This window comes from Pseudoalteromonas sp. AOP7-A1-14 (genome assembly GCF_052376275.1).
In the GTDB taxonomy this organism is placed as follows: domain Bacteria; phylum Pseudomonadota; class Gammaproteobacteria; order Enterobacterales; family Alteromonadaceae; genus Pseudoalteromonas.
The window spans coordinates 20,207-35,756 of sequence record NZ_JBQSVO010000001.1 but is presented as its reverse complement, the minus strand read 5'-3'; the positions used below and the strand labels follow the sequence as shown (position 1 = coordinate 35,756).

Sequence of the window (15,550 nt, the reverse complement as noted above, 5' to 3'; positions counted from 1 at the left end):
CTTGATTTATCTATGACAAAAAAAGAATAAAAAGAGTACTATTTTATGAAGTCGACTTACCGCGCCATTTTGAAAGGTTTTTTAGACATGCTGCCGCTGTGCCTTGCTGTGATACCATGGGGAATTTTGTGCGGCTCGTTGGCGATTCAAAATGGCTTTACTGCGTTTGAAACTCAAGTCATGTCATTACTCGTCTTTGCAGGTTCTGCGCAACTCGTTGCTATTGAACTAATGGCGGGTAACCCCCCCTTATTAACTATTTTATTTACTACTTTTATTATTAGTTCTCGGCATTTTTTATACGGTTTAGCTGTTCGCCATAAAGTGATTGATAAACCTATACGCTGGCGCTTACCTGTAAGCTTTGTACTGACTGATGAGCTCTTTGCATTTTCGCATCACCGTAAAGCATACCGAACAAAAGTGCGCTTAATTTACGCCCTAAGTGCAGGATTTAGTTTTTATATCGCGTGGAATTTATGGACCTTGATTGGCATTGTGGCGGGTAGTTTATTACCAGACCTAACTAATCTTGGCCTCGACTTTGCCATCGCCGCCACCTTTATTGCACTGGTTATCCCAGGCATAAAAAATTTGGCTACTTTAGCCACAGTAATAACGGCCGGTATTGTTGCTACTGTTTTAAAAAGCCAAGGCTTGCAACTTTGGCTCGTTGCAGCGGCTTTAACAGCAATGAGTGTCGGTTACTTAATTAGTCGCATCCAAACAAAGAAGGAGCACAGCGCATGATGACCACTATTTTGCTCATGGCCTGTATTACCTTTTTTACTCGCTATTTATTTTTACACCGCGCTTTACCATTTAAAGTTGGGCCTAAAATGCAGCAGTTTTTAAGTTTTAGCGCACCCGCTGTACTTACCGCTATTTGGGTGCCGATTGTGTTTGTCACTGATGAGGGGATTAATTTAGATTGGCAAAACCCATACCTGAGCGCCGCTGTTGCAGCCATTATTGTGGCCTATAAAACGCACAACATTTACTACACAACATTGGTAGGCATGGGTTTATTTTTGATTTTAAACTAACGAGTTAAACCTGTATTAAACGCTCGCTAATAAAATTTTACGGCTTTTATCTATCGTCACTTGCTCACGTTCGCCAAGTGCTGTCATGCCGTGGCGTTCAAGCTGCGATACTATTTTATCTGCAACTTCTTCACCTAAGTTATAATCACTCAATCGAGTTGGCATATTAACGCTATGAAAAAACGCTTCTGTGGCGACTACCGCTTGCTTAATGGCTTCATTTTCATCAGTAATATCAAGGCCTAATACACGCTCGGCGTATTGCAAAATTTTATCGCGCTTGGTTTCTTGCTGCTCTAACATCATTCGCGGTAACACAATTGCTAAAGTTTGCGCATGATCAAGGCCGTACACAGCGGTCATTTCATGACCAAGCATATGTGTTGCCCAATCTTGTGGCACACCAGCACCAATTAAACCATTGAGCGCCATAGTTGCTGACCACATAACATTGGCGCGCACTTGGTAGTTATCTGGCTCGCTAAATGTTTTAGGACCTTCTTCTATTAAGGTCATTAAAATACCTTCTGCGAAGCGGTCTTGCAGCTTACCGCCAACATCATAAGTTAAGTACTGCTCCATAGTATGCACAAACGCATCAACAATACCGTTGGCTACTTGGCGTTTAGGTAATGAGTAAGTAACAGCCGGATCAAGCACTGCAAATTGTGGCTGCACAAAGGGGCTGCCAAATGGCAATTTAGAGTCAGTTTCAAGGTTAGATATCACGCTCATTTTGTTTGATTCTGAACCTGTTGCTGGCAAAGTTAGTACGACACCCAATGCAATCGCAGATTTAATTTCAGCACCCTTGGCTAAAATATCCCACGGCTCACCATCAAAGTTAGCCGCAGCAGCAATGAACTTACTACCGTCAATAACCGAGCCACCGCCCACTGCTAGAATATAATCAATCTGCTTTTCTTTAACTAATGCAACGGCCTTCATACACGTTTGGTAGCTTGGGTTTGGTTCAATACCTGCAAATTCAAACCATTGATGCTCACTTAGTGCATCGCTGACTTGCTCATAGATGCCATTTTTTTTAATGCTGCCGCCACCGTAAGTAACAAGTACTTTTGAGTTTTTAGGTATTTCTTGTTTAATTTCTGCAATTTGTTGTTCGCCGAAGTGAATTTTCGTCGGGTTTGAAAAACTAAAATTTAGCATTTTTTATCCATCATTGTGTCATTAATATGCAGTATATTGTAGGTCCTTAATTTCTAAAAAGAAGTGGTTCAGCAGGTAATCTCCTTTGCATGTATGCAACAATGAATGATATAAGTAATAATTATATCTATATTGGAAATATTCCTATGTGGCAAGGACTCGATGAATTTTTACACGTGGTTGAATACGGCAGCTTTACACAAGCCGCAAAAAAGATGGATGTGTCTACCTCCCACATTAGCCGTCAAGTTCAACAATTAGAGGCGCGCCTTGGCTCAATTTTATTTCAGCGCACTACGCGTAAAATAAACCTAACGGATACAGGTCGCGAATACGCGGTAAAACTAAAAGCCATCAAACAAGAGTTGATTGATGCCAACAATCAACTGCAAGGTGAGCAACGAAAACCTAAAGGGCTTATTCGTATTTCAGGTGCTGGTGAATTTATGGCTGCACAGGTAGCGCCTAAAATAGCCGAATTTGTTACAGACTACCCTGAAGTAGAAATTGAAATTGACTTTAACAACCGCAATGTTGATTTAGTCGAAGAGGGTTTTGATTTAGCCATTCGCTTTGGCCGCATGCAAGACTCTAATTTAATTGCTCGCCCCCTTTGTCCACGTTTTATGACCTTAGTGGCCAGCCCTACTTATTTAAAACATAACTCAACTCCCACACAGCCAATACAACTACAGCAACATAATTGCCTAATTGCCATGGGTAACCGCTGGCGCTTTAATGTAAATAACGAGGTGCAAGAAGTAAAAGTAACGGGTAACTGGCGTAGCAGCCACCCTAGAGCACTGCTAGGCGCCACTTTAGCAGGGCTTGGTATTGCTCACTTAGCAGCTGATATTGTTGATGAATATGTAGCAACTGGCCAGCTACTTACTATTTTAGAAGAATTTCAAGTAACTGATAACGCCTCATGGTTGGTTTACCCGCGTAAAGACTTAATGCCGTATCGGGTTAGGCTACTGATAGAGTATTTACTAAAAAGTTTTAGCAGTGAAATGTAAGGGATTATTAAAAGTTCGGCTTTGCATAACTCAGTACTCAAGTTAATATTGACGCAAATAACAATAATAATTATTGAGCCAACATGAATGACTTTTATCAACTTTCAACGATGACCTTGCAAGGCCAACCCTACGAATTTAGCGATCTAAAAAATAAAGTCGTATTAATAGTCAATACCGCCAGTGAGTGCGGCTTTACTAAGCAATATGAAGGGCTACAAACACTACATAAAAAATATGCTGAGCTGGGTTTAGTGGTGCTGGCTTTTCCTTGTAACCAATTTGGTAAGCAAGAGCCCGGTAATGCAGATGAAATAGCTAAAGGCTGTTTAATTAACTATGGTGTAGATTTTACGGTGATGAATAAGGTTGATGTAAACGGCGAGCATGCTCACGCAATTTTTCGCCATTTGAAGTCACAACTTCCGGGGCTATTTACTCGCAAAATAAAATGGAATTTCACCAAGTTTTTAATTGGTTCAGATGGCCAGGCAATTCAGCGTTTTGCGCCTTTTACCAAGCCACAGCAAATTGAAAGTGCGATTGTTAAGGCGCTTAAAAATAAGTCGTAAGCATTAAAACAATAAAGAGGCATTAGGCCTCTTTACTTTTAGTCGTTTAAGTACTCATCAAAGTCATCATCACCTATACTTTTACGCAAGCGTTTTTGCTCCAGGTAGTCTTCCAACTTTTTTTTCACTTTTTGCTTTTTCTTGTCATGTTGATTGCGCCCGACCATTTCGTACTCGTCTTCAACAAAATCATCATCTAGCGCATCGTAACTAAATGTCTTACTCACAACCCACTCCATAAAATGCTTGAAACCAACCAAACGCTCATTGCGACAAAAGCTGGTAGATTAAATAAATTTAATGCGGCTATCCAGACTATGAAGGCGCATTAAAATAAAGCCATATTGCTACCTTAAATAGCTTCTATGTCATTAATGTGAATAAATAGCGCTAAATTTGAATTTTAGAAAGTGAGACTTTTTTATCGAAACGATAAAAAAATTTTATTACCCAGGATTTATTAGTCAAATTGACTAACTATTAGTTTATTTTTAATAAAAGGCTTTACATAAAGTTCATCGTAAAACGTTAACTCCTTGTTTATAAATACAAAATACAATTGGCATTAAGCTTGATAATAACTACATAATAACGAATTATTATTTCAAATAAGATGGAAAATAACATGAAAAAGTTACTGTTAATTAGCTCATTACTCATTACGACTTCTGTAATGGCGCATAACGATCATGATAATAATATTTCTTTTAATGGTGAGCAGTGCGACGTTGAGTTTCATAATGACGTGCGTATTAAGCCTAACGAGTTAGAGATCTTCACCAGTGATAATCACACCATGAAAATTGTTAATGACAACCAACTTTATATCGATGATCAAAGTATTACACTTAATAGTGAGCAGCGCCAAGCAATCAACGATTACTCGGAAAGCCTGCGTAGCCAATTACCCGAAGTTGCTGATATAGCCCTAGAAAGCGTAAAAATTGCAGGTGTTGCAATTAATGAAGTCGCTCAAGCATTTAATATTGAAGAGCTTGATAGTATCGACAAGTTAATGGCTGATATTGAAACTAAAGTAAACGATACTTTTTACCAGCAAGATGATTTTGTGATGGGCCAGCAAAGCTTTCAAAAATTTGGTGAAAACTTTGAATCAGATTTTGAAGAGCAAATATCAGCTGCGGTTGAATCTGCAATCAGCCAGTCCATGGGTAGTATTTTAATGGCGGTAGGCTCACAAATGATGGACTCAGGTGGCGACATGAAAAGCTTTGAACAACGCATGGAAAACATGGGCACAGCAATAGAAACCAAAGTAGAGCAGCAGGCTAAACGTTTAGAAAAACGCGCAGATACGTTATGCAGTAACTTTTCGGTTATTGCAGAGCAAGAGCAGCAACTTGTAACGCTGCTTCCTGAGTTAAAAAGCTACTCATTGTTTAGCTACAAGCAAAACACCTCTAAACAGTAAAGTTTTGATATCCCTTTTGCAGCAAATGGCTTAATTCCACTTGCTGCTTTTTTACTTTTAGCTTGCTGAGTTAATTCTGCCAAAGTATAAAAAACCACCTCTAAACGCTCTCACCCCATGGCAAGCCAAAGCTTATTCTAAAGCAACTACGGTACTTCTTTCCCACAGAAAATAACCCCTAGCGTAATACTTATACCCACAAAAAGTGCTAAATGAAAAAGTTTTACTGTACCGTACTCTGGGCCTAAATCAGCCTAAATAACGGTCATACTCACCACTGGCAATAAATTCATACAAGGTCCACGGATTAATACACGGCGCCGAACAATTCAAAGCACACTTTTAACGTCGTACTTGAGCTGCAAATTTACCCGCTATAATCCAATCAACACGATAGCTAGGATTCTAAACTCAACGGTTAAAGGCACAACGTATGAAAAGCGCAGCGTTATATAGCAATTGTACTAACCTGGATATTGGTATTAAGTAAAAAGTTACCGATGCATAATTCAGTTCACGATCATGGCTTACTGGCACTTTGCAATTTTGGCTTAAATTACTTTATTGGACGCAAATTACCAAAGCTCAGCAATGGTCTCTATCACATTTTCAATACTGCTATTTAATGAACACAATCAATACCCGGTTATTCTTTACTAAACAGATTGTAAGACGTAGTTATTTTGGTGCAACCCTGTAGGTTATTGGTAAACAGATGGCAAAACATATTTATTTTGGTGCAAATCTGGAGGTTATTGGTATCATGAGCGTGTTTTGGCCACAAAACCAGCAATTCGACTTGAGTAACTGGGTGTTCGTCGGGTTACTCCTTGCACTTACGGGTACCTTTGTGGCCTCATTGGGCAATATGGTGAGTGAGCGCAACTCATTGCACTGTATTGGTGCCATGCAAGGTAACATATTGGTGCTATATAAGTTAACATATGGGGCATGTTATATAGTGCACTTGGCTTAGCCATATATGTACTATTAAGTAATAGTAATTTTGTTATTTCTGCCCTGAGTAGCTATTGGTTATCACTGCTTTAGTTCGCGGTCTTCGGTATTGTGATTTCCTTTACATGCTACTTAGCTTTACTAAAAATATCCGCCCAGAGCGGGTCTGTTACGTAATAGTATTATTTCGTTAGTTGCAGTAACGCTAAGTAGTATTTTTGAATACTTTATTTGGCAAGCTAATACCTTTTTAGGGTTTAGTTTAGTGCTACTCGGTAATGCTATTGTACTGACGCCCGCCCACCAAGCGAATTAACGCTTTTTTGCTGCCAGATCATTTCAGCAAAAAAGCTCTATCCCCAGTTAGAGTGCGCTATTGCGCAACTAACGCCAAAGCGCCTACCTAGTAGGCGCTTTTTTTATACTTTACTTTTTTATAACGCAAGACAGATGGATGAACACTATTTTTAGCTCGCGTTAAACTGATAAACTCCCATCGGCTTTAATTAATAAACCAAACGTTTTAATTGTGGCTGGTATCGATATAACTTGGCTTTAAACTCAAAGCAGCGCTGCATTAAGTTTTAGCTTTACAGTTAAAGCCCCGTGCAAAGTTATTATCTGTTTCACATGATAAAAACGCTAATGATACAACCACTATTAAATAATGCATTCACTGTTAAGTGCAGCAACCTATCAGCCCTTATTACCACTACTAAAAACACTAAAGCGACCTGGCAAACTTTTTCACGGTTTAAGTCAAAGCTCCCATTGGTTAACTAGTCGATACTTAACCCCTTCCTTGAGGTAGCCTATAGTAATTAATCAATTATTTTTTAGTATTTTTTTAGCTATAGACTCTCTTGTTACCACCATCTACATACGCTTTTCCTTGCTAGACTTAACGGCCACTTAAAAACACAAAAAAGCAAATTATATTAATCTGAATAATTACGCAGCCACTTTATATTCAAATGCATAAACCTATACAAAATAAAAATAAAAATGAATAAACACAACAAGTTAAAAATAAACCGCTATGCATAAAAATGCAACACCTTAAAATCTCACAAACTTAACAACAAGTTAATAGCCACTTTCAGATAAATAAAACTAATCCTTCAACCTCAATTTTTATCGTTGTCTTTTTATCCAAATAGCATGCAAAATACGCACGTTTTCAACCAAAACAATTCGGAGCAAAAGTAATGACACCAGTAAATACATTAAATGGCGCAGCAACCCCACCTGTGGCAACTAAATCAACCAATCGCAAAGCAAAAATGTTAGCTAGACTTAACCAGTATGGAAAAGCGCTCGCATTAGGCGGCGTAATTCAATACAAATAATCACCCAACCATGATTATTTTAGCGGTGCAGCAAACATCCAACCACTAAATGAAGACTCTTCTTTAGCTCCTCGTTTGCTGCAACCCTTTATTATTTAATCTATAAATACGCTATTTACGCCCATCTATATAATAAAAAAGCCTTTTTAGAACAAAAAACCATCAAACGAACATTTTGCTATTTACACACCTCAATCACCTGCGTATTATTCTTTCCCAACGGAGAGATGGCAGAGTGGCCGAATGCACCGGTCTTGAAAACCGGCAGGGGTTTGTAGCCCCTCTAGGGTTCAAATCCCTATCTCTCCACCATTTTATGTTTTGGTGATTCACTCGATTATCAAAATAACAGTTTATGCGCCGGAGAGGTGGCCGAGTGGCCGAAGGCGCTCCCCTGCTAAGGGAGTATAGGGTTTGTAGCTCTATCGAGGGTTCGAATCCCTCCTTCTCCGCCATTTATTATCGAAGAAAGCCCCACAATTTATTGTGGGGCTTTTTTTGTTATAAAAAATAACAGAAGGCAGGTGAGAAGCTTCTACAGGGTTCGCCCAAACGTTGTCTTAAACCAAGTTAAACGCACGTAGTGCGGCCGAAGGGTAAAGTACATGGACATAAGCAAGCCTATTCATTTCCTGTAATGATCAGCAAATTCCGACTTCAAATCTGCAATAATCTCACTGCGTTAGGCCCTCTTGTTAGTTTTTGTTAGTATTTTATAATCTTAGTCACCTTTACTTACGCGAACTAATCTTATGACTAATACTATGACTGAACTTGAAAAAATGTTGGCGGGCTTACCTTATGTCGCCTCCGATCCCGAACTTGCGAAAGCGCGCACTCACGCAAAGGTTATTTGCCATCAGTTTAATTTGGCTGATCCTACAACGCCTCATGAGCGAGTTAAAATTCTTGGCGAATTACTTAAATTTAGAGGCAAAGCGTATCTTGAGCCAATGTTTTACTGTGATTTTGGTCGCAATATTGAATTAGGTGATAACTTTTATGCTAATCATAATTTAACTATATTAGATGTTTGCAAAGTGACGATTGGTAGCAATGTGATGTTTGGCCCACATGTAATGATCTCAACAGCCACTCACCCTATCGACCCTATTGAGCGTCGTAGCACAGAATCTGGAAAACCAATAACAATCGGTAACGATGTCTGGCTCGGCGGTAATGTGTCGGTGTTGCCAGGAGTAAACATTGGCGATAACTGTGTGATTGGCGCAGGTAGTGTAGTTACTAAAAACATTCCAGCCAATTCAGTGGCCGTTGGTAATCCATGTAAAGTTACCAAAAATATAGAGGCTAAATAGCCTCTCTGGTTGTTAACGCGGGTTAATTCTGCACACTAAACTTGTCGGCATCTAAATGTGCAGGAAAGCGTTGTTTAAACAGTTCAAGTGGCTCCTTACTGATTGTACTAATGATGACCTCACTTTGATTGTCTTGTGCCAGTGCTTGGGTGTCACCTTTAAAATCATACACACCAGTGCCACCATTATGCGCAACGCCATTACCATCATCACCCACCCGATTAACCGCCAATACGTAACATTGGTTTTCCATCGCGCGCGCCATCAGTAAGGTATCCCATACTTTGCGTCTGGCTGCGGGCCAATTAGCGACATTGACCATTACATCATAATCATTACAACTACGTTGAAAGACCGGAAAACGTAGGTCATAGCACACTTGCGGTAAAATTCTAAAGCCATTGAGCGTAAATATTTTACGCTGCTCGCCAGCTTGTACAAAATCGCCCTCTTTCCCTAAACAGAACAGATGGCGCTTGTCGTAAAATTTAACATCCCCGTTTGGCCACACCCAGTAAAAGCGATTGGCTTTTTTATCACCTTGCTGTACGAGTACCGAACCGGCAATTACTGCATTGGCTGACTTTGCATTTGCGACCATCCAATCGAGCACCTTACCATTTTCAGGCTCTGCGCAATCTAGGTTAATAGCAAAGCCGGTGGCGAAGGTTTCAGGTAGTAAAATGAGCTCAACTGATTTATCGATATCCGCAATTTGAGCGCTAAAGCTTGCTAAATTAGCGTCTTTATCTAACCAGTTAAGCGATGTTTGTATTAAGGCAATGGTTAAAGTTGACATAAAATCTCCGCAGCTTGTAATAAGGTCAATTCGTTTTTAGCAAAACATAAACGAATTACTCTATCATTGCTAGGCTGCTGATAAAACACACTGAGCGGAATGGCCGCAACACCGGCTTGTTCAACTAACCACTGGCAAAATTCAATATCATTTAAATCAGAGACATCACTGTAATCAAGCAATAAAAAGTAAGTACCTTCGCTTGGCAAAATAGTGAAGCGGCTCTGTTTTAGTGCGCCGCTAAGTACATCACGCTTTCGTTGATAAAACTCGCTAAGCTCGTCGATATGTTCCCCTTCCTGTTCTAGCATATCTGCCAAAGCATGTTGTGCGGGGGTGAAGCTTGAAAACGTTACATATTGGTGAACTTTACGAAACTCTGCGGCAAGTTCGGCCGGGGCAATACAATAACCCATTTTCCAGCCAGTGCTATGAAAAGTTTTACCAAAGCTTGAAACTACAAAGCTTTTAGCAAACAGCCCATCATCACGCAGTACACTTAAATGCGGCTTATCATCAAAAGTAATATGCTCATAAACTTCGTCACTTATTACATATAAATCGTGCTCTAAAACTAATGCTTTCAATGCAGCAATGTCGTGTACCTTCAATACTTTACCGCTGGGGTTATGCGGCGTATTGATAATAATAGCGCGCGTTTTACTGTTTACCGCCTTTGCTACCACTTGCCAATCAATTACATATTCAGGAGCACTCAATGCAACATGAACCGATTTACCACCAGCGAGTTCTATCGCGGGCTGGTAGGAATCGTAAGCGGGGTCGAATACAATCACTTCATCGTCTTTGCGTACAATGGTTTGAATTGCCACAAATAACGCTTCTGTTGCACCCGAGGTAACGGTGACCTGCTCGCTGGCATTAATATTAGCGTTGTATTTACGCTTTGCTAATCCAGCTACTTGTTGTTGTAAACGGGGTATACCTGCGGATGGAGAGTATTGATTCTCACCTTCAAGCACATAATGGTTAAGCTGCTTTTTAAGTAGCTCTGGCACCTCAAATTCAGGAAATCCTTGTGATAAATTAATAGCTTGGAATTGATTTGCAAGCATGGTCATTTGACTAAAAATACTGGTGCCTAAATTTGGCAGTTTACTTTCAAACACAGGTGGCCCTTAATGATGGTTTTGCGCCCAAAGCGATGCTATCATTGCACTAAGTAGAAGTATAGCCGTCTATACTATTTCAGTAGCTTGGGGGAATATATGCATAACAATACTGCAATTTCAGAACTTATAAAAGCAGGTAAATGGATCAGCCAGCGCGGCTGGGTCCCCGCCACAGGTGGAAACTTTTCAGCGCGCACAGCGACTGGTTTTGTTGTCACGGCAAGTGGCTTTGATAAAGGTCAATTAGGCACTCACACCTTTATTGAGCTTGACCATTTGGGTTATCGCACCGCTGGCGCAGGTAAACCCTCAGCCGAAACTGAATTGCATTTAAGTATGTATAAGCTTATTCCTCATGCTAATTTTGTATTGCATACCCACTCGGTCGCAGCAACCGTGTTATCACGCGTGATTAAAGGCCACAACCTAGATTTACAAGGTTATGAAATGCAAAAATCATTGACTGGCAATACTTCACATCTAGACACGCTAAGCATTCCTATTTTTGATAACGACCAAGATGTTGACCGCCTAGCCTTATTGGTCAGCGATCACCACTTACACAGCCCTATTGAACATGGTGTGCTTATTCGTGGCCATGGTTTGTATGTGGTTGGCCGTAATCTTCAAGAAGTAGAGCGTCACCTTGAAGGTTTAGAGTTTTTATTTAGTTGCGAGCTTGAGCGTTTAAAGCTTGAAGCCATACAAGCAGGATTCAAGGTATGATCAAGGCATTACTTACCGATATTGAAGGTACAATTACGCGTATTTCGTTTGTAAAAGAGGTGCTATTTCCCTACGCAGCTAAACAATTACCTGAATTTGTAAAAGCCAACCAACATCAACCGCTAGTGGCAGAGCAAGTAACTGCCGTTAAAGAGCTTATCGAGCAGCCAAGTGCAGATATAAACACGGTAATTAGTGCCCTGCTTGAGTGGATTGCCACAGATAAAAAAATCACTCCACTCAAACAACTACAAGGTTTTATTTGGCAAGCTGGTTATGAAAATGGTGATTTTACCGGCCATTTATACCCTGATGCCTACCATTTCCTAAAAAACCAGCAACAAGCAGGCCAACAACTTTATGTGTATTCATCAGGATCGGTGAAAGCCCAGCAGTTAATTTTTCAGTATTCGGACTTTGGCGATATTCGCTCACTGTTTAATGATTATTTTGATACCAAAATTGGGGCAAAACAACAGTCAATCGCTTATGAAAATATTCTTGCAGAACTTCCTTTCGCCGCAAGCGAAGTACTGTTTTTAAGTGATGTGGTAGCTGAACTTGATGCCGCTAAAAGCGCTGGTTTAAAAACCCTACATTTAATTCGTGACGGTCAGGCAAGCTCACAAGAGCATAATTATATTAACGACTTTAGCCAATTTACTACGGAGTATTTAGCATGAGCCAGTTAACAATATTCGCTGATTGCAATGGCGATAATGCGCTTTTACAAAGTAACGATGCCAGTGAAATTACCACAGAGCTTGCTAAAGTAAATGTACGTTTTGAGCAGTGGCAGGCAACAGAAACCATTACCACTGATACTAGCCATGAAGAAACCATTAATGCTTACAGCGCTGATATCGAACGCCTAAAGCAACAAGGCAAGTACCAAACAGTAGATGTTATTTCACTCGCTAAGGGTAACCCATCAGCCAAGGAACTACGCGCAAAATTTTTATTTGAGCATACTCATTGTGAAGACGAAGTACGCTTTTTTGTAAAAGGCCAAGGCTTGTTTTGCCTACACATTAACGACAAAGTTTACCAAGTACTTTGCCAACAAGGTGACTTGATTTCAGTACCCGAGCTTACCCCACATTGGTTTGATATGGGCAGTGATCCTGAGTTTACCGCGATTCGCTTATTCAATAATACCGAAGGCTGGGTAGCACAAAGTACCGAATCTGAAATAGCCACGCAATTTCCGTTATTAGATTAAGTACCTATAAGTAAAGGGATATAAATGCAAAAGCTATTCTCATACGGCACATTACAGTTTGAACAAGTACAGCTTGATACCTTTAACCGCTTGCTCGAAGGTGAAACTGATACTTTATCAGGCTATATCGTAAGTGAAGTAGAAATTACTGATGCCGCAGTACTTAAAAGTAGCGGACAGCGTTTTCACCCTGCGCTTATAAAAACAGGGCAAACAACCGACACTGTAACCGGCACCATTTTTAGCATTACCGAACAAGAGCTTGCCAATGCCGATAGCTATGAAGTTGACGACTACGTTCGTGTAGAAGAGATATTTAATACAGGTAACAGCGCTTGGGTGTATGTGGCAAAGGTTTAGAGTCTTCCTTTTAATTTACCGGCTAAGACTTGCTGCTGATTGTAAACGCCGGTATCGATCACCCAACCTGTAATTAACTTGGCTGGGGTAACATCAAATGCCGGATTGTAAACATTCGCGTTCGTTGGCGCCCACAGCGCTTCTCCAAAGCTCCCACTAACACCGCGTACTTCATTGCTATTACGTTGTTCTATTTCAATATCTGCGCCGCTTTCGGTATTTACGTCAAGTGTCGTAGTTGGTGCAACTACATAAAATGGGATGTTATGAAAGTGCGCCAATACAGCTAGATTATAGGTGCCAACTTTATTAGCGAAATCACCATTAGCAGCAATTCTGTCAGCGCCAACAAAAATTTTATCAACCTTGTCCGCAGCCATTAAGCTTGCGGCCATATTATCGCAAATTAAGGTATAAGGTACCTGCCAGCGCTCAAGCTCAAACGCGGTTAGTCGCCCGCCCTGCAATAGAGGCCTAGTTTCATCGACCCAAACATGAATATCGCCATGTTGTTGGTGCGCTTTATAAATAACCCCCAAAGCAGTACCAATTCCAGACGTTGCTAATGCGCCTGTATTACAGTGCGTAAGAATATTATCGCCGCTATTTACCAACTTAGCACCATGATTCGCCATACTTTCACATAATGCGATATCTTCATTAAATAACTGCACAGCAGTTTTAACAATCTCAGCAACATAATCATCGTGCTGCAAAGCAAGCCTTAACAGTGCCATGCAATGCATTAAGTTAACGGCTGTGGGGCGCGTAGCTTCCAGCTCGTTTATTGCTTGTTTCAGTTCACTCCTTTGCATTCCTTGCTCTGCTAAATGAGCAACTAATAAACTGGCTCCTAAGCCTATTAACGGCGCACCGCGTATTTTAAGGGTTAAGATTAAATCTCTCATCGTATTTACATCATTACACTCATGCCACGTTTGCTGATGCGGCAGTAAATACTGATCAAGCACGGTTAAGCAATTATTTTGGTATTTCAAGCTACTGGCTATGAGGTTTTGCATGCACGGTCTCGCATTATTTATTTAATACAAATGGAATAAACGCATTTTACATCACTTTATAAAACACACAACCTGGAAGTGTAGACATCTAAACGGTTGAGGGTATAGAATGCCATTATTTTTAAGTAAGTTATAAATTAGCGAGAATAACCCCATGGCCGAATACTTTGCGTTTAATGCCCAACATGCAGTTGATTATATTAAAAATATTGTAGAAGAAGACGGTTATGATTTTTTTCAGCCTGCACAAAAGCTCACAGCCTATGAGTTTGGTGATGGTAATTTAAACCTAGTATTTAGAATAAGTGATGAGCAAAACCGCAGTGTGATATTAAAACAAGCACTCCCCTACGCTCGCTGTGCAGGCGAATCGTGGCCATTAACTCTTGACAGAGCACGCATTGAAGCCGAAGTGTTACTTAATCATGGTGCGCATTGCCCTGAACACACAGCTAAAGTACTGCATTACAACCCATCACAGGCATTAACGGTTTTAGAAGACTTAAGCAATTTACAAATTTTGCGCGCAGCACAAATTAACGCTGAGCAATTTCCATTACTAGGCCAACATGTTGCCATCTATTTAAGTAAAACCGGTTTTTATAACTCTGACTTTTACTTAACCGCGCAAGATAAAAAAGCAAAAGTAAGTCAATTTAACAACCCAGAGCTGTGCCAAATTACCGAGGATTTATTTTTTAACGATATCCTTCGTGAGCATGAACGCAATAACTACCCCTGTGAATTACAAAGTACGGTTAATAAGCTACAAAATAATAAGGCACTTCATTTAGCTATAGCCAAACTAAAAGCACAGTTTTTATCTTGCCCGCAAACATTGTTACACGGTGATATGCACAGTGGCAGTATTTTTGTCGATCAAAACTCAACTAAGCTGATCGACCCTGAGTTTGGTTTTTTTGGTCCCGTAGGCTTTGATATTGGCTCATTTATCGGCAACTTGTTACTTAATTATTGTGCCCAAAATGGCCGTATAAGCGACTTTGTAGCTCGTCGTAATTATCAGTCTCATTTGTTAACTTGCTTGCAAGAAAGCTACGGTTTATTTGAACAGCAATGGCTTGAATTAATTGCCACACAAACTAATGATAACAATTTAAAAGCCGCGGGTTTCGGCGAGTACTTTATGCAACAAGTACTACAAGACGCGATTGGTTACTGTGGCACAGAATTGATTCGTCGTACCATTGGGTTAGCTCATGTGGCAGATATTGATGGTATTGAAGATGAAAAAGCGCGTCTAGAAGTACAGCGCCATACATTAGCTATTGGCGAGCAGTTAATACTCAACGCCCATACTTGTCACAATAAAAAAGATTTTTTCTCTTTACTCATCAGCCAACTAAACTAATGTCTTTTATAATTTCTTTGGTTCAAAGAATAAAGGCGCATTAAGCGCCTTT

At 40.2% G+C, this 15,550-nt stretch carries 18 protein-coding genes and 2 tRNA genes; 15 read left to right on the top strand and 5 right to left on the bottom strand.

The annotated features are described in order from the left end of the window. Nucleotides 1–45: 45 nt before the first annotated feature. The gene (locus ACT3RM_RS00185) at nt 46–750 is read left to right on the top strand and encodes an AzlC family ABC transporter permease (RefSeq protein ID WP_441994490.1); all 705 of its coding nucleotides are present in this window, start codon (nt 46–48) and stop codon (nt 748–750) included. After that, a complete protein-coding gene (locus ACT3RM_RS00180) occupies nt 747–1,046 on the top strand; it encodes an AzlD domain-containing protein (RefSeq protein ID WP_441994491.1) in 300 nt (99 codons plus the stop codon). Before ACT3RM_RS00185 ends, ACT3RM_RS00180 begins: the two co-directional genes overlap by 4 nt. Nucleotides 1,047–1,061: 15 nt before the next feature. On the opposite strand, the gene ACT3RM_RS00175 is transcribed toward ACT3RM_RS00180, so the two are convergent. Then, nucleotides 1,062–2,216, bottom strand: a complete 1,155-nt coding sequence (locus tag ACT3RM_RS00175) for an iron-containing alcohol dehydrogenase (RefSeq protein WP_441994492.1) — start codon at nt 2,214–2,216, stop codon at nt 1,062–1,064. Nucleotides 2,217–2,317: 101 nt separating this feature from the next. Between ACT3RM_RS00175 and ACT3RM_RS00170 the strand changes: the two genes are divergently transcribed. Both ACT3RM_RS00170 and ACT3RM_RS00165 read left to right on the top strand, forming a co-directional pair. After that, nucleotides 2,318–3,235, top strand: a complete 918-nt coding sequence (locus tag ACT3RM_RS00170; protein ID WP_441834014.1) for a LysR family transcriptional regulator — start codon at nt 2,318–2,320, stop codon at nt 3,233–3,235. 83 nt (nt 3,236–3,318) lie between these two features. Further along, on the top strand, nt 3,319–3,807 hold the full coding sequence (locus tag ACT3RM_RS00165) for a glutathione peroxidase (RefSeq protein WP_441994493.1): 489 nt from the start codon (nt 3,319–3,321) through the stop codon (nt 3,805–3,807). Between the two features lie 38 nt (nt 3,808–3,845). Here ACT3RM_RS00165 and ACT3RM_RS00160 read toward each other — a convergent pair whose 3' ends face one another. Continuing rightward, on the bottom strand, nt 3,846–4,034 hold the full coding sequence (locus tag ACT3RM_RS00160; RefSeq protein ID WP_441836580.1) for a PA3496 family putative envelope integrity protein: 189 nt from the start codon (nt 4,032–4,034) through the stop codon (nt 3,846–3,848). 398 nt (nt 4,035–4,432) lie between these two features. Between ACT3RM_RS00160 and ACT3RM_RS00155 the strand changes: the two genes are divergently transcribed. The 6 genes from ACT3RM_RS00155 to ACT3RM_RS00130 all read left to right on the top strand — a co-directional run bounded on the left by ACT3RM_RS00155 (nt 4,433) and on the right by ACT3RM_RS00130 (nt 8,864). Next, a complete protein-coding gene (locus ACT3RM_RS00155; RefSeq protein ID WP_441994494.1) occupies nt 4,433–5,239 on the top strand; it encodes a YggN family protein in 807 nt (268 codons plus the stop codon). Nucleotides 5,240–5,954: 715 nt separating this feature from the next. After that, nucleotides 5,955–6,215, top strand: a complete 261-nt coding sequence (locus ACT3RM_RS00150) for a hypothetical protein (protein ID WP_441836578.1) — start codon at nt 5,955–5,957, stop codon at nt 6,213–6,215. Between the two features lie 1,189 nt (nt 6,216–7,404). Beyond that, nucleotides 7,405–7,545 (top strand): hypothetical protein, encoded by a 141-nt coding sequence (locus ACT3RM_RS00145; RefSeq protein ID WP_441836577.1) that lies wholly within the window; start codon nt 7,405–7,407, stop codon nt 7,543–7,545. A gap of 221 nt (nt 7,546–7,766) precedes the next feature. Next, nucleotides 7,767–7,857, top strand: a tRNA-Ser gene (locus tag ACT3RM_RS00140). A 50-nt stretch (nt 7,858–7,907) separates the two neighbouring features. Continuing rightward, nucleotides 7,908–8,000, top strand: a tRNA-Ser gene (locus ACT3RM_RS00135). A 309-nt stretch (nt 8,001–8,309) separates the two neighbouring features. Next, nucleotides 8,310–8,864 (top strand): sugar O-acetyltransferase, encoded by a 555-nt coding sequence (locus tag ACT3RM_RS00130; RefSeq protein ID WP_441836178.1) that lies wholly within the window; start codon nt 8,310–8,312, stop codon nt 8,862–8,864. 22 nt (nt 8,865–8,886) lie between these two features. Here the strand turns inward: ACT3RM_RS00130 and ACT3RM_RS00125 are convergent, their stop codons facing one another. Further along, nucleotides 8,887–9,663, bottom strand: a complete 777-nt coding sequence (locus tag ACT3RM_RS00125; RefSeq protein ID WP_441836177.1) for an amidohydrolase — start codon at nt 9,661–9,663, stop codon at nt 8,887–8,889. Beyond that, nucleotides 9,651–10,793 (bottom strand): methionine aminotransferase, encoded by a 1,143-nt coding sequence (locus ACT3RM_RS00120; RefSeq protein WP_441836176.1) that lies wholly within the window; start codon nt 10,791–10,793, stop codon nt 9,651–9,653. Before ACT3RM_RS00120 ends, ACT3RM_RS00125 begins: the two co-directional genes overlap by 13 nt. A gap of 99 nt (nt 10,794–10,892) precedes the next feature. On the opposite strand from ACT3RM_RS00120, the gene ACT3RM_RS00115 reads away from it, so the two are divergent. Genes ACT3RM_RS00115 through ACT3RM_RS00100 form a run of 4 tightly spaced genes read left to right on the top strand, consistent with a single transcriptional unit; the run spans nt 10,893 to nt 13,104 of the window. Then, the gene (locus ACT3RM_RS00115; RefSeq protein ID WP_441836175.1) at nt 10,893–11,522 is read left to right on the top strand and encodes a methylthioribulose 1-phosphate dehydratase; all 630 of its coding nucleotides are present in this window, start codon (nt 10,893–10,895) and stop codon (nt 11,520–11,522) included. Next, nucleotides 11,519–12,205, top strand: coding sequence for an acireductone synthase (gene mtnC, locus ACT3RM_RS00110; RefSeq protein WP_441836174.1), 687 nt, complete (start codon nt 11,519–11,521; stop codon nt 12,203–12,205). The genes ACT3RM_RS00115 and mtnC overlap by 4 nt, the downstream gene beginning before the upstream one ends. Next, entirely contained in the window at nt 12,202–12,744 is a 543-nt protein-coding gene (locus tag ACT3RM_RS00105) for a 1,2-dihydroxy-3-keto-5-methylthiopentene dioxygenase (protein ID WP_441836173.1), read from the top strand. Before mtnC ends, ACT3RM_RS00105 begins: the two co-directional genes overlap by 4 nt. A 24-nt stretch (nt 12,745–12,768) precedes the next feature. After that, nucleotides 12,769–13,104 (top strand): gamma-glutamylcyclotransferase family protein, encoded by a 336-nt coding sequence (locus ACT3RM_RS00100; protein ID WP_441836172.1) that lies wholly within the window; start codon nt 12,769–12,771, stop codon nt 13,102–13,104. Here ACT3RM_RS00100 and mtnA read toward each other — a convergent pair. Then, nucleotides 13,101–14,126 (bottom strand): S-methyl-5-thioribose-1-phosphate isomerase, encoded by a 1,026-nt coding sequence (mtnA, locus tag ACT3RM_RS00095; RefSeq protein ID WP_441992943.1) that lies wholly within the window; start codon nt 14,124–14,126, stop codon nt 13,101–13,103. The genes ACT3RM_RS00100 and mtnA overlap by 4 nt on opposite strands. 154 nt (nt 14,127–14,280) lie before the next feature. Between mtnA and mtnK the strand changes: the two genes are divergently transcribed. Beyond that, nucleotides 14,281–15,498, top strand: coding sequence for an S-methyl-5-thioribose kinase (gene mtnK, locus ACT3RM_RS00090; RefSeq protein WP_441836170.1), 1,218 nt, complete (start codon nt 14,281–14,283; stop codon nt 15,496–15,498). The last annotated feature ends 52 nt before the right edge of the window (nt 15,499–15,550 follow it).

Bases quoted from the DNA above. Each gene is read 5' to 3' on its own strand.
- ACT3RM_RS00185 (WP_441994490.1), top strand. From the start codon at position 46: ATGAAGTCGACTTACCGCGCCATTTTGAAAGGTTTTTTAGACATGCTG.
- ACT3RM_RS00180 (WP_441994491.1), top strand. From the start codon at position 747: ATGATGACCACTATTTTGCTCATGGCCTGTATTACCTTTTTTACTCGC.
- ACT3RM_RS00175 (WP_441994492.1), bottom strand. From the start codon at position 2,216: ATGCTAAATTTTAGTTTTTCAAACCCGACGAAAATTCACTTCGGCGAA.
- ACT3RM_RS00170 (WP_441834014.1), top strand. From the start codon at position 2,318: ATGAATGATATAAGTAATAATTATATCTATATTGGAAATATTCCTATG.
- ACT3RM_RS00165 (WP_441994493.1), top strand. From the start codon at position 3,319: ATGAATGACTTTTATCAACTTTCAACGATGACCTTGCAAGGCCAACCC.
- ACT3RM_RS00155 (WP_441994494.1), top strand. From the start codon at position 4,433: ATGAAAAAGTTACTGTTAATTAGCTCATTACTCATTACGACTTCTGTA.
- ACT3RM_RS00150 (WP_441836578.1), top strand. From the start codon at position 5,955: ATGGCAAAACATATTTATTTTGGTGCAAATCTGGAGGTTATTGGTATC.
- ACT3RM_RS00145 (WP_441836577.1), top strand. From the start codon at position 7,405: ATGACACCAGTAAATACATTAAATGGCGCAGCAACCCCACCTGTGGCA.
- ACT3RM_RS00130 (WP_441836178.1), top strand. From the start codon at position 8,310: ATGACTGAACTTGAAAAAATGTTGGCGGGCTTACCTTATGTCGCCTCC.
- ACT3RM_RS00125 (WP_441836177.1), bottom strand. From the start codon at position 9,663: ATGTCAACTTTAACCATTGCCTTAATACAAACATCGCTTAACTGGTTA.
- ACT3RM_RS00115 (WP_441836175.1), top strand. From the start codon at position 10,893: ATGCATAACAATACTGCAATTTCAGAACTTATAAAAGCAGGTAAATGG.
- mtnC (WP_441836174.1), top strand. From the start codon at position 11,519: ATGATCAAGGCATTACTTACCGATATTGAAGGTACAATTACGCGTATT.
- ACT3RM_RS00105 (WP_441836173.1), top strand. From the start codon at position 12,202: ATGAGCCAGTTAACAATATTCGCTGATTGCAATGGCGATAATGCGCTT.
- ACT3RM_RS00100 (WP_441836172.1), top strand. From the start codon at position 12,769: ATGCAAAAGCTATTCTCATACGGCACATTACAGTTTGAACAAGTACAG.
- mtnA (WP_441992943.1), bottom strand. From the start codon at position 14,126: ATGCAAAACCTCATAGCCAGTAGCTTGAAATACCAAAATAATTGCTTA.
- mtnK (WP_441836170.1), top strand. From the start codon at position 14,281: ATGGCCGAATACTTTGCGTTTAATGCCCAACATGCAGTTGATTATATT.